The organism is Candidatus Kuenenbacteria bacterium HGW-Kuenenbacteria-1 (assembly GCA_002839745.1).
Taxonomy (GTDB): domain Bacteria; phylum Patescibacteriota; class Patescibacteriia; order UBA2591; family PGYQ01; genus PGYQ01.
On the sequence record PGYQ01000003.1, the window covers coordinates 16,522 to 28,902 of the forward strand.

The 12,381-nt window shown below is 26.3% G+C and carries 12 protein-coding genes; 5 read left to right on the top strand and 7 right to left on the bottom strand.

The window, feature by feature from the left end; all coding sequences use genetic code 11:
- Window positions 1-141 precede the first annotated feature (141 nt).
- The 6 genes from CVV26_01285 to CVV26_01310 form a co-directional block, all read right to left on the bottom strand.
- Entirely contained in the window at window positions 142-1,932 is a 1,791-nt protein-coding gene (locus CVV26_01285) for a hypothetical protein (GenBank protein PKL72504.1), read from the bottom strand.
- A complete protein-coding gene (gene tmk / locus CVV26_01290; GenBank protein ID PKL72505.1) occupies window positions 1,902-2,594 on the bottom strand; it encodes a dTMP kinase in 693 nt (230 codons plus the stop codon). Before tmk ends, CVV26_01285 begins: the two co-directional genes overlap by 31 nt.
- An 8-nt stretch (window positions 2,595-2,602) precedes the next feature.
- The gene (locus CVV26_01295) at window positions 2,603-3,148 is read right to left on the bottom strand and encodes a guanylate kinase (protein ID PKL72506.1); all 546 of its coding nucleotides are present in this window, start codon (window positions 3,146-3,148) and stop codon (window positions 2,603-2,605) included.
- Between the two features lie 5 nt (window positions 3,149-3,153).
- The gene (rpmG, locus tag CVV26_01300) at window positions 3,154-3,309 is read right to left on the bottom strand and encodes a 50S ribosomal protein L33 (protein PKL72507.1); all 156 of its coding nucleotides are present in this window, start codon (window positions 3,307-3,309) and stop codon (window positions 3,154-3,156) included.
- A gap of 41 nt (window positions 3,310-3,350) precedes the next feature.
- Window positions 3,351-4,064 carry a thymidylate synthase (FAD) gene (locus CVV26_01305; protein PKL72508.1) on the bottom strand — a complete coding sequence of 238 codons (714 nt, stop codon included), beginning with the start codon at window positions 4,062-4,064 and terminating at the stop codon, window positions 3,351-3,353.
- An 89-nt stretch (window positions 4,065-4,153) separates the two neighbouring features.
- A complete protein-coding gene (locus CVV26_01310; GenBank protein ID PKL72509.1) occupies window positions 4,154-4,771 on the bottom strand; it encodes a dCTP deaminase in 618 nt (205 codons plus the stop codon).
- A 209-nt stretch (window positions 4,772-4,980) separates the two neighbouring features.
- Here CVV26_01310 and CVV26_01315 point away from each other — a divergent pair, with 209 nt between their 5' ends.
- The 5 genes from CVV26_01315 to CVV26_01335 all read left to right on the top strand — a co-directional run bounded on the left by CVV26_01315 (window position 4,981) and on the right by CVV26_01335 (window position 10,884).
- The gene (locus tag CVV26_01315; GenBank protein ID PKL72510.1) at window positions 4,981-5,535 is read left to right on the top strand and encodes a hypothetical protein; all 555 of its coding nucleotides are present in this window, start codon (window positions 4,981-4,983) and stop codon (window positions 5,533-5,535) included.
- 520 nt (window positions 5,536-6,055) lie between these two features.
- Window positions 6,056-8,587: a hypothetical protein gene (locus CVV26_01320; GenBank protein ID PKL72511.1), complete on the top strand. Its 2,532-nt coding sequence runs from the start codon at window positions 6,056-6,058 to the stop codon at window positions 8,585-8,587.
- Window positions 8,588-8,712: 125 nt separating this feature from the next.
- Window positions 8,713-9,081 carry a hypothetical protein gene (locus CVV26_01325; protein ID PKL72512.1) on the top strand — a complete coding sequence of 123 codons (369 nt, stop codon included), beginning with the start codon at window positions 8,713-8,715 and terminating at the stop codon, window positions 9,079-9,081.
- Window positions 9,082-9,662: 581 nt separating this feature from the next.
- On the top strand, window positions 9,663-10,466 hold the full coding sequence (locus CVV26_01330) for a TIGR00282 family metallophosphoesterase (GenBank protein PKL72513.1): 804 nt from the start codon (window positions 9,663-9,665) through the stop codon (window positions 10,464-10,466).
- 142 nt (window positions 10,467-10,608) lie between these two features.
- The gene (locus tag CVV26_01335; GenBank protein ID PKL72514.1) at window positions 10,609-10,884 is read left to right on the top strand and encodes a DNA-binding protein HU; all 276 of its coding nucleotides are present in this window, start codon (window positions 10,609-10,611) and stop codon (window positions 10,882-10,884) included.
- A gap of 129 nt (window positions 10,885-11,013) precedes the next feature.
- Here the strand turns inward: CVV26_01335 and CVV26_01340 are convergent, their stop codons facing one another.
- The gene (locus CVV26_01340) at window positions 11,014-12,351 is read right to left on the bottom strand and encodes a hypothetical protein (protein PKL72515.1); all 1,338 of its coding nucleotides are present in this window, start codon (window positions 12,349-12,351) and stop codon (window positions 11,014-11,016) included.
- Between the last annotated feature and the right edge of the window lie 30 nt (window positions 12,352-12,381).

The window sequence follows — 12,381 nt, forward strand, 5'->3', positions numbered from 1 at the left end:
TATTGATTCCATTCGCATTTTCTCCTAATTTTTTACAAATTTCTATTTTAATAAAATTTAAATCTTTGGCTAAAAGTAGAAAATTTTGAATTTTATTTTTCATATTACTCGTTACATATTACTGATTACTGGTTACTTTTTTTATTTTTCTATTGCTGTCCAAACTTCTTCTAAAGAAATAAGTCCTAAAAGAGCCTTTAAAAATCCATCTTGTCTAATAGTAACAAAATTTTGTTTTTTTAATTCTTCGTTAAAATTCAACATTTTCCCTTCTGCTGCGGATATTTTTTCTCTCATTGCGTTGGTAATACTTAATACCTCGGAAATAACTACCCGCCCTTGATACCCTGTATTTTTACAATAAATACAACCTTTAGCTCTATAAACTTTTAATGGTTTATTTAAACTTACACCTTTAGGTATTACTTCTTCTGAAAGATTATCTAAATTGGACAAAATTTGATCTTCTTCTTCGGAAGACAAAGAAATTTGTTCTTTGCAATTTTTACAAAGACGTCGAACTAAACGTTGAGCAATAATTATATTTAAAACATTGGCTAATAAAAATGGTTTTACTTTCATATCAATTAAACGAGGAATTACTCCAAAAGCGTCATTGGTATGTAAAGTAGAAAGAACAAAATGTCCAGTTAATCCCGCATGAACTATTAATTCCGCTGTTTCTTCATCTCTTACTTCCCCCACCATAATAATATTTGGATCTTGTCGAAGCAAAGTTCTTAACCCTGAAGCAAAAGAAAATCCCAAATTTGGCCTAATTTGAGATTGATTAATCCCTTTAATAAAATATTCAATTGGATCTTCTAAAGTAGAAATATTACTTTTAGAATCATTTAATATATTTAAAAGAGAAAAAAGTGTTGTAGATTTTCCGCAACCAGTAGGGCCAGTAACCAAAAGAATTCCATATGGTTTTTTAATGCTATCTTCAATAATTTTTATTTTATCTTTTAAAAAACCTAATTGCTCTAAAGTAAGAACTTTTGTATTAGTGTCCAAAACCCTAATTACCACTTTTTCATTATCCATTAATGGTAAAATAGAAACTCTAAAATCAATATATTGCCCTTGTATTTTTAATCTGATTCTTCCATCTTGAGGAATTCTTGTTTCGTCAATTTTCAAATTAGCCATCACTTTAATTCTAGAAACAATAGCCGAATGAACTTCTTTGGGTAAAACAAGGGAAGTATGTAAAATTCCATCCATTCGATAACGAACTCTTGTTTCGTCTACTGTCGGCTCAATATGGATATCTGAAGCCAAACCTTCAACAGCATGTTTAAAAATAACTGAAACAACCTTAGAAATTGGCGCTCCTTGATATGTTTCATCTTCAGAAGAAAGTCTTTTTTCATCTTTTTCAACCTTAAGATCTTCCGCTGTTTCTAATGCTTCTTTTATTTCTGAAAAAAAACTAGAATATTGATTTAAATAAAATTCTAAACTTTTTTTATCAGTAATATAATATTCAATTTTAAAATTTTTTTCTCTAGCAATATATTCTATTGCTTCTCGAGCGCTAAAATCATCAGGATTTAACATAGCAACTTTTATAAGACAATCATCTTTTTCAAAAACAACCATTTTATAATTTTTTGCCAAATCTTCAGAAATAATTTTAAAACAATCTTTGTTAATTTTTTTCCCTAATAAATCTACAATTGAAACATTTAATAATTTACTTTTTACTTTTATTAAATCTTTTTCTAGAATTATTTTTTTTTCTTTAATAATTTCTTCCACGGTTTGTTCTGTTTCTTTTTTTTCTTTTTGTAATTTTAAAGCCTGTTCTTCATTAATTAGTTTTTCTTCAAATAATGAATTTATTAAATTATCTTTAAAATCTTTCATAAAAAATACATTTTTTAATATAAATATTATTTTATTTTTCCTTTTAATGTTTGCCAAATTTTTTCAGCAATTATTTTTTTTGATAAAATCTCATTATTTTTTGAACATTCTATTTTAATAAAATTCGGGATTTCTTTAACAAGTTTTAAAGCGCTTTTTCGAGAATTTATCAAAAAATTAACATCATTTTCATGAACATCCTTTTTTTTCTTTAAATATTCTCTTTTCATTTTACTACTTTCGCGATTTTTTAAAAGTTTTAAAACAATATTTATCGGCAAACTTAAATATAAAATAATGTCAGGTTTTGGAATTTTAAAAACTTCATATTCCATCTTATCAAGCCATTTTATAAAATCATTTCTCTTTTTTATATTTTTAATTTTTCCTCCCTGATGAATTTGATTAGCTGAAACATAACGATTACAGATCACAATTTTTCCTTGTTTTAACCATTTTTCAATTTTACCACTAGATTCAAAACGATCCACCGCATATAATATTGATGCAATTTTTGGATGAACGTTTAAAAAATTATAATATTGTTCACTTAAACAATGACCAATAAAAGCTCCAAAAAAATTTTTATAATATTCAGGAAAATCAACAACTTTTACTGCCATACCTTCTTGCTTTATTCTTTTTTTTAAAAGTTCAACTTGCGTTGTCTTTCCACTTCCATCTGTGCCATCCAAAACAATTAATTTACCTTTTTTCATAAAATATATTAGCTATTATGTTTAATGATTTGTAAAATTTTTTTAATTGTTTGATTAGATTTATTTTCTCTATTAATAACCACATAATCATAATGTTTTGTTGCTTGTTTAATTTCATTTTTAGCATTCTTTAAACGAATTTCTAAATCTTCTTTTTTTAATTCCCCTCTTTTTTTAATTCTACTAGATAATTTATCTAAAGATTCTGGTTTTATAAAAATAAAAATTGCTTGAATTTTTTTCTTTTTTATTTGAAGCGCTCCTTGAAAATCAATATTAAGTATTAATGATTTTTTCGCATTTTCTACTTCTTTTTTTAAAGTGCCATAATAATTATTATGAACAATAGCCCATTCTAAAAATTCCTTATTTTTTATTTTTTCTTTAAATTTTTCTTCAGATAAAAAAAAATAATCTTGCCCATGTTTTTCATTGGGACGTTTTTCTCTTGTTGTGCAAGGAATAATATTATCAAGGCAAGGATCTGATTTAATTATTTTTCGAATAATAAAAGTTTTACCTACGCCAGATGGACCAGAAATAATAAATAACATAGAAATTATTTAGTTTCTTTGTGTTGGGTGTGTTTTTTACATGACTTGCAATATTTTTTTAATTCCAATCTTTCTTTAATAATTTTTTTATTTTTATGTGAAAAATAATTAATTTTATGACATTCAACACACTCAAATTTTATTAAATTAGCTTGAGACATAATAAAAAAAGTTAAAATATAAAAATGTAAAATTAAATTTATTATTTTTTTCTTAATTCCGCCCCTTTAATATTTTTCCATAAACCGCAATTAAGATTTCCTTGCCAACAAATTTTTTCTGTTTGACAGGTGGGTCCGGCATTTTTAAAAATATTTGGCGCAATTTTTTTTACCAAAATAAACATTTGAAAAGCCATGGCTCGAATTTCCCATTGAGCACGATTACACAATCTTTCTTTTAAAAAATTTAAAAACGCTCGAGCATTCATTGTAATAACAATTTTTGTTTCACAAGCGTTTGGCAAAATAAAACGCGCGTCTTCCGGGGTTATTCCATTTTTAATCAAAGTTTTGTATTTATTAAAAATTTCATCCATATCTTTTTGAAATCTTTTTAAAAAAATTGAATTTTTTTTAATTAAAGGTGGAATAATATAATCAAATCCTTTGGCATTAAAATCCACATAACGTTGACTTTGTTGAGAATATGAAGCAATTCGATGACGAACCAATTGATGAGAACAAGCCCTTGAAATTCCTTGTATAGCAAAAGTAAAACTCGCATGTTCAATAGTAGAAGTATGTCCCGAAGAAATAATTTGTTCAATTAATCGTTTTCTGGTTTTTTTATCTATTTTTTCCTTTAACTCGCTAACTCCTATTTTACTATAACACTGTTTAATCGCTGTAGCACAAACTTGTTCAGGATCTTTGGTATAAGAAATTAGTTCTACTTTTAATTTTACTTCTGGCATAAAAAATAGTTAAAAATTTTTAATTTATAATTTATAATTTCTTATTTTTTAATTTTCATTTTTATAATTTAAAATTTATAATTTATAATTTATAATTTCTTAAAGTCTTGCATAATTTTACTAGACATTGCTTGATTATTTGTGACATTTTTGTGGTATTTACTGCCTTTTCTTTCGCTATAAGAAACCTCGCAAGGCGTTTCAAGTTTATAAAATCCCATTTGAGCAATCTTCATCCCAGGATAAAGTTTAACAGAAATTTTGCCTAAATTAGCCATTTCTAATGTGCCAAAACCTTTCCATCCTGGATCAAAAAAACCAGCAGTCGCATGCACAATTATTCCCAATCGACCGATTGAAGATCGACCCATAATTTGTCCGGCAAAATTTTTAGAAAATTCTGTATATTCTTTTGTATCACAAAGAACAAATTCTCCTGGATGTAAAATAAAAGGGTCGTTCGAAGTAATTAAATCAGTATAAGTATAATGTTCAATAATTTTATTTTTATATTTATGTGTATATCTAAAAGCATCCTCATAATTTTTAATATCTATGCAAGCATGCTCTGTTGATTTAAATAAGCGTATTTTATTTCCTAAAAGTAAATCATAAGAAGCTGGGCCTAATTGTTCTTTTTTAAATGGTTTAATAATCAATTCCCCATTTTTTACTGCTTTTTTTATATCACGATCAGATAACATCATAAAATAAATATTAAATTAATATGGTAAAAACATTTATTACAATATAATACTATATTTGTAATAAATGTCAAACTAAAATAAAGAACTAACATTATTTTTAAGATCCTGCACTTTATTGCTTAATTTAATGTTTAATTTAATATTTTTTAAAATTTTTTTGACAAATAGAAAAAAATATGCTGTAGTTAATTAACTTTTAACTTTTAAATATGGCATTTTTTAACAAAAAAAAAGAAGAAAATAATGGAGACGATGGATCTTATAAAAAAGAGTCAGAGTTAAAATTGGAATCAACAGAAAAACCTTCTGCGGAAATTATAAAAGAGCCTGAAATTATTGAAAAAGAAGAAGAAAGAGAAGAAGGGATTGAACCTCAAAAACCAGAAGAAGCGCTTAAAAAAACGCCTTCTTTTCAGGCCTCTCCAATTCCTTCAACTATAATACCTTTAGAAAAAATTCTTAAAAGCGAAACACGACAAACCATAGAAAAAATTTTATCAGAAGATTTAGAAGATATTTTTTTTAAATTACCTCTTGAAAAACAAGAAGAAATTCAAGAAAAAAAAGAAGAAATTTCTTTTAAAATTGAAGAAATAATTAATGGAGTGAAAATTAAAATAAGTAAAATTTTTAAATTAATTAAAGAATGGTTAAAATTAATTCCTGGCGTTAATAATTTTTTTTTAGAGCAAGAAACAAAAATTAAAATAGATGGAATAATAGAATTATCAAAAAAGATTAAAACGAAAACCACCCTCGATTAAGAGGGTGGCCATAGAATGTATAACCCTTTCAGTTGATGGATAAACCAAAAGATATTATTAGAGTAAATTGTATAAATAAATCAATGGAATTTATCCACAAAGATAAATTTTTATAAAAAGAAATTTTTATCCAATTTCAATTTAAAATTTTTGCTTTTTTTATTAATAATTTTTAACCATTAAATTTTAACTAAACTTTGGCAAATTTTCTTAAATGTTATTTCTATTAGATTTCTATCCCTGATGAAACTCAACGACAAACTTGCTATAGAAATAACAAAGAAGGTTGTCATTCCCACGAAATAGGGAATCCAGGTTAATTAATTATGAATCTGGATTCCTCCGATGTCCATCGGAGGGGTTGGGCAATTTCAGAAATTAAGAAACCCCCTAAATCCCCCCAGTTATTCAACGGGGTAAACCTTATCAAAGGGACAAATGCGCGAAGCGCCTATTTAATTATTAGGATTTAGAAATTAGAAATTTTACAAAATTTATCTTACAAATTTTGCCCATTTTTATGTTTTTTGAATTTTTAAATTTTATAAACGAAAAATATCCAATACTTTCAATTGTTTTTTATTTATCAATAAGTCTTATATTTATCGTAAGCTTATTTTTTTTAATTAGAAAAATTTTTATTAATTTTCAAAATTTTTGGCGCATTTTTGATCGCGTTACTTTATTAATCACTGTTCCAAAAGAAGCTGGGAAAAAAGAAAAAGACGAAGGAGAAAAAAAAATAATTGATCAACTTTCTCCAATGGAAATTTTTTATAGTAATTTGAGTGGATTAAAAACAGGATTAAAATGGAAAAATTTTTTATTTGGACAAGACAATTGGATTGCTTTTGAAATTATTTGCCATCAAGGATTAATTAAATTTTATATTACCACCCCTCGTGAACACCAAACTTTTATTGAACAACAAATTCACGCTCAATTTCCAATGGCGCATATTGATGAAACAACGGATTATAATATTTTTTCTCCCACCGGAACAATTAAAGCAACTTATTTGGGCTTTTCTAAACAATCAATTTTTCCAATAAAAACTTATAAAAAATTAGAATTAGATCCTTTAAACGCTTTAACTAATAGTTTAAGTAAAATTAAAGAAGAAAATGAAGGAGCGGCAATCCAAATTTTAATTGAACCAGCTCGTTCTTTTTGGCGTAAAAAAGGATTTAAAGTAGCTTCAGAAATGCATCAAGGGAAAAAGCTTAAAGAAGCATTAATGGTTAGTGGATCTGGCTTTTTATCAAAAATTGCTTATCTTTTTTTTGATATTCTTCAAGATCTTTTTTCTCTTGGAAGTAGTAAAAATGCAACAAAAAAAGGAGCAGAACCTCATCGACTTTCACCTATAGAAGAAGAATTGGTTAAGGCTTTGGAAGAAAAAGCATCGAAAGCAGAATTTCAAGCAAACATCAGAATAATTTCTTGTTCAAATATTCCAGAAAGAGCAAAACAAAATTTAAGTAATATTGTTAATAGTTTCGCCCAATTTCGAGCGCAAGAATCAAATAATTGTTTGGTTAAATTAAAGACCAGACAGAAAAAAATTATTACAAATTTTGTTTATCGAAAATTTAACAAAGCAAGAGAAATAATCTTAAACACAGAAGAATTAACAAGTCTTTTTCATTTTCCTTTGCTTACCACTGAAACTCCAAATATCTTATGGTTACTATCAAAAAGAGCCTCTTGCCCTATTAATATTCCTAGAGAAGGATTAACTTTAGGAAAAAATATTTATCGTAATCAAGAAACATTAATAAAAATAAAAAAAGAAGATCGTCGACGTCATGTTTATATTATTGGTAAATCTGGGGTTGGTAAATCTGTTCTTATTTCTAATATGGCCAAACAGGACATTTTAAATGGCGAAGGAGTTTGCGTTATTGATCCTCATGGTGATTTAGTAGAAGATATTTTAACCTGCATTCCAAAAGAAAGAATAGATGATGTTATTTATTTTAATCCATCAGATACTGAACGACCAATTGGTTTAAATATGTTAGAAGCAAAATCGGAAGACCAAAAAGATTTTGCCGTTCAAGAAATGATTGCAATTTTTTATAAATTATTTCCTCCAGAAATGATTGGTCCAATGTTTGAACATAATATGAGAAATGCAATGTTAACATTAATGAACGACTTGGAAAATCCAGGAACAATTGCTGAAATTCCTCGTATATTTACGGATCCCGATTTTCAAAAACAATGGGTAAATAAATTAAAAGATCCCATTGTTCGAGCTTTTTGGGAAAAAGAAATGGCAAAAACATCTGATTTCCATAAATCAGAAATGTTGGGTTATTTAATTTCAAAAGTGGGTCGTTTTGTAGAAAATGAAATGATGAGAGATATTATTGGTCAACCTCATTCTGGATTTGATTTTAGAGAAGTAATGGATAAGAAAAAAATTCTTTTAGTTAATTTGGCTAAAGGAAAAACAGGAGAAGTTAATAGTAATTTACTAGGGTTAATAATTGTTTCTAAATTGCAAATGGCAGCAATGGGCAGAGCAGATTTGCCAGAAAATCAAAGGCATGATTTTTACCTTTATATTGATGAGTTTCAAAATTTTATTACAGATAGTATTGCCACAATTCTTTCAGAGGCTAGAAAATATCGATTAGATTTAATTATTGCTCACCAATATGTGGGGCAATTGGTTCAAAATAATGACACTAAAATTCGTGATGCGGTTTTTGGAAATGTGGGCACGACAATTTCTTTTAAAATTGGCGTAGAAGATACGGAAATTTTAGCAAAAGAATTTGCTCCAGTATTTAATGAATATGATTTAATTAATGTAGAAAAATATAATGCTTATATTAAATTATTAATAGACAATCAAGCTTGTAAAGCGTTTAATATGCAAACAATTCCTCCACAAGAAGGAGATTTAGAATTAGCTCAAAAAATTAAAGAATTATCTAAATTAAAATATGGGCGAGACAAAAAAGAAGTAGAGGCTGAAATTTTAGAAAGAACCCAATTGGGATCTTCACAAGATGAACTACCTATAGAACGAACCCTTTAATTTTTTTTACTTTACCAAAAAGAAAAATTTTGTATTTAAGTGTATAAAAGTATTGACAAAAAAGAAAAAAGTACTATCCTAAATGTATAAATTTTATTTATTTTTATTTTTTAATATATAAAAATATGAATACAAATATAATAAAAAGCGGTGAAAATTATCCTATATGTTTACCGGTAGATCTTAATTTTAAAGGAGGAGATCTTTCTAAAGAAGATTTTGATAAAAAAAAGAAAGAGGAAAAGATAAATAAGTTAATAGAAGGGATTGAGAAATTTTTAATTGAAGGGGAAAAAGATCAGGAAAAAATAAATGGAATTTTACAAAAAATAAAATCGATGAAAAAATCAGAAAAACTTGAAGCTATTTATAACAAAAAATGGCCAGTAAATTCATACTTACCTCCTGCGCAATATGAAGAAAATAAAGAATTTTTATTATTAATAGCACAAGTCGCAAGACAAGAAAGAGAACGAGAAAAAAAGAAAAATTAAAAAATTAAATATTAAAACTATTTTAAAAAACACCTACAAAGGTGTTTTTTATTTTTTATACTAATTTGTCGGACTACAATTCGTGACAATCGTCCAGTTTTGTAGTTTATTAAATATATTTTTTTTGACTTTTTCTTTAAAATATGCTAAGTTAACGAAACCCTATGTAAAATTGTTGTTGGCATAGTAAAAATGTATAATTAATTTTTTATAAACTTTTAATTTAAAATTACATCTCATTTTTTAAATTTTAGTGTCTAAACAAACCCAACCACCTAATACAACGTAGCGTTATTCAGCAAATAAATATTCACTTTCCGATACAATAAATTAAAAAATAAAAAAGCTAGACACACTTTTATGAACGGTCCCGAAAATTATAAAGATGATATTAGTATAACATTGACTGTATTGGAGCCAGATCAAGAACTTAAAAAATATGCAGATTCAATCAAGCTTTATATTGCTGTAAGTGCAACTCCTTAAGGAGGCTGTTGTCAAGTTTTAAAAAGACTAAACCTATTTTTGCCTTCAGTTAAGGGAAAATTTACTAAATTTATATTAAAAATTTTATTTATTTTATGTTTAAAATATTATTTATCGGGGATATTTTTGGAAAGGTTGGTCGAGCTGGAGTGTGTGAACTCTTGCCAAAATTAAAAAAAAATCTTAAAATTAATTTAGTTATAGCTAATGTTGAAAACTTAGCTCATGGAAAAGGAGTAACAGAAAGAACCTTAAAAGAAATAAAAGAAGCTGGCGTGGATGTTTTTACCTCAGGAAATCACATTTGGAAAAAAAGAAAAGAAGCGGAAGAAATTTTTCAAAAACAAGATTTCTTTCTTTTAAGACCGGCTAATTATCCAATGGGCGTTCCCGGAATAGGTGAAAAAATTTTTACAATAGATAAAAAGAAAATTCTTATAATTAATTTAATCGGTCGAGTATTTTTTAAAGAAGATTTTGATTGTCCATTTCGAACAATTGATAAAATTTTAAAAAAATATAAAAAAGAAAAATTATTCGCTATTATTATTGATTTTCATAAAGAAGCATCTTCCGAAGCAAGAGCTTTAGGGTTTTATGTTGATGGTAGAGTTTCTGCAGTTTTAGGAACTCATACCCATGTTCCAACAGCAGATACTAAAATTTTACCCAACGGAACCGCTTATGTAACAGACGCCGGAATGGTCGGAGCTGAAGATTCTGTTATTGGAGTAGAAAAAGAAAGTGTAATTGAATCGTATTTAACCCAAATTAATCATCAATTTGTTTTTCCAGAAAAAGGAGAATGCGTATTTAATTCTGTTTTATTAGAAATTGATTTAAAAACAGGAAAAGCAATAAATATTCGAAGAGTTGACAAAAAAACAATGATAGGCTAAAATTAAACAAAATATAGAAATTATAAAAATATAATTTCTAATTTAGATTAGAGCTTTGCATTTTTATTTTATGATATGAATTTCCCAAAAGCTAACAGCTATAAGCTAAAAGCTAACTTAACACGAAAGGGGGTGAAACATAATGAATAAAACAGAATTAATCGACACCATTGCTACTAAAATTAGCATTAAAAAAACAGAAGCTGAAAAAATGATAGCAACTTTTATCGCTATTGTTACTACTACTCTTAAAAAAGGAGGTGAAGTAGCTTTAACTGGTTTTGGAACTTTTTCTGCTAAAAAAAGAGCGGCAAGAATGGGAGTTAATCCACAAAATCCTACCCAAAAAATTAAAATTCCAGCAGTAACAGTACCTAAATTTAAAGCTGGAAAAACATTAAAAGATGCTTTAAAATAAAAGCAATATTATAAAACATTTTGAAATTTAAATTTCAAAAATAAAAACACTCCAAAGTACTTCGGAGTGTTTTTATTTTTTATAAAACAAAAATTTTACTAATAAATATGTCTTTTAATAACAAACCAATTATACAATTTGATTTATATTTTTATTTTCGCAAATTATTTTTTGAATATTTAAAGCTCCCAATTTTTCGCCTTCAATAAATCCTTGCATAGCAGCTTCAGCAAAATAACCCATTTCTAACCAATCAAAAAACCATTGAGTAATATAATTTAAATCTTCCGGCAAAAATCCAAATCCTGATTTTAACAACCATCTCATATTAAATTTTTCTTGGAAACCAATTGGCGAAGCAATAATAATAGGTAATCCTAAAGCAGAATAAAAAGATAATTCCGATGGTTTTGTCCATAGAATATCCGTTTTTCGCAAAGCATAATTAAATTTTCTAAAATAATCATTAACCCTCGCTTTATAAATTATTTCAATATTTTTGTCTAAATATTTTTCCAATCCTAATTTTTTTATATTTTCTAAAAAATATTCTCTGAGATTTTTTTTGGTTCCAGCTGATAAAATTAATTTAATTTTTCCTTGTTTAATTTCAAAAATTAATTGTTTTAAAATTTTAATGCCAATTTCTTTTTGAGCGCCAGCTCCACCAATAGAAAACATTATTGTTAAAGGATGATCAGACTTTTCTGGCAAATTTCCTAAACTGGTTTTTATTAATGTTTTATATTTTTTGAAATACTTTTTTTGCGGATCTAAATTTAAAAGTCGATGTTTTAAATCTTCTTTTAAAATTTCTAAATTTTCATCGCCAATATTTTCTAAAGGCAATGGATAACCAGTTAAAAAAATATTTTTTTCTTTCACTCCATAAAGTTTCAATCTTTCAACCACTCTTTCTGTGGGAGCAAAATATTTAATTTTATTTTTTTCTTTGACTGACGGATTAAATGAAACCCAAGATCTAGAAATATCAACGTCACAAACAATACAAAAAATTTCTCCAGGATAATTAAAATATTCAGCCATAAAAGCTGGAATAAAAAAAGTAGTTAACAAAGAAAGAGGATTTTTTTCTAATTTTAAAATCAAATTTTTGCCCCATCCTCTTTTAAATAAAACATACATTAATTTTAAAGAAAAATTTGGCTTAGACAAATCTCGTTTGGGATAAAATTTAAATATTTTTAAAAATTGATCAAAAATTTTAAAACACATTTTACCAATTAAAAAAGTCTGATAAAAATTAGAAATTGCTTCATAAAATTTTCGACTTATTTCCCAATTTTGTTTATCAGTTTTTGGAATATTTTTATAATTATTAGCATTAATAATTTCTTCTTTAAAAGCCAATTTTCTTAAAGGATGAGCGGTTCTTTGATGGCCATAACCCATATTAACCGCCACCACCCAAACTTTTTGATTAAAAGGATTAAAAGTATTAATCATATAAATAACAATTTATTAATAAAATAAAAT

Coding starts and splice junctions, on each gene's coding strand:
- CVV26_01330 (PKL72513.1), top strand. CDS start 9,663: ATGTTTAAAATATTATTTATCGGGGATATTTTTGGAAAGGTTGGTCGA.
- CVV26_01340 (PKL72515.1), bottom strand. CDS start 12,351: ATGATTAATACTTTTAATCCTTTTAATCAAAAAGTTTGGGTGGTGGCG.
- CVV26_01310 (PKL72509.1), bottom strand. CDS start 4,771: ATGATGTTATCTGATCGTGATATAAAAAAAGCAGTAAAAAATGGGGAA.
- CVV26_01335 (PKL72514.1), top strand. CDS start 10,609: ATGAATAAAACAGAATTAATCGACACCATTGCTACTAAAATTAGCATT.
- CVV26_01320 (PKL72511.1), top strand. CDS start 6,056: ATGTTTTTTGAATTTTTAAATTTTATAAACGAAAAATATCCAATACTT.
- CVV26_01295 (PKL72506.1), bottom strand. CDS start 3,148: ATGTTATTTATTATTTCTGGTCCATCTGGCGTAGGTAAAACTTTTATT.
- CVV26_01305 (PKL72508.1), bottom strand. CDS start 4,064: ATGCCAGAAGTAAAATTAAAAGTAGAACTAATTTCTTATACCAAAGAT.
- CVV26_01315 (PKL72510.1), top strand. CDS start 4,981: ATGGCATTTTTTAACAAAAAAAAAGAAGAAAATAATGGAGACGATGGA.
- tmk (PKL72505.1), bottom strand. CDS start 2,594: ATGAAAAAAGGTAAATTAATTGTTTTGGATGGCACAGATGGAAGTGGA.
- CVV26_01325 (PKL72512.1), top strand. CDS start 8,713: ATGAATACAAATATAATAAAAAGCGGTGAAAATTATCCTATATGTTTA.
- rpmG (PKL72507.1), bottom strand. CDS start 3,309: ATGTCTCAAGCTAATTTAATAAAATTTGAGTGTGTTGAATGTCATAAA.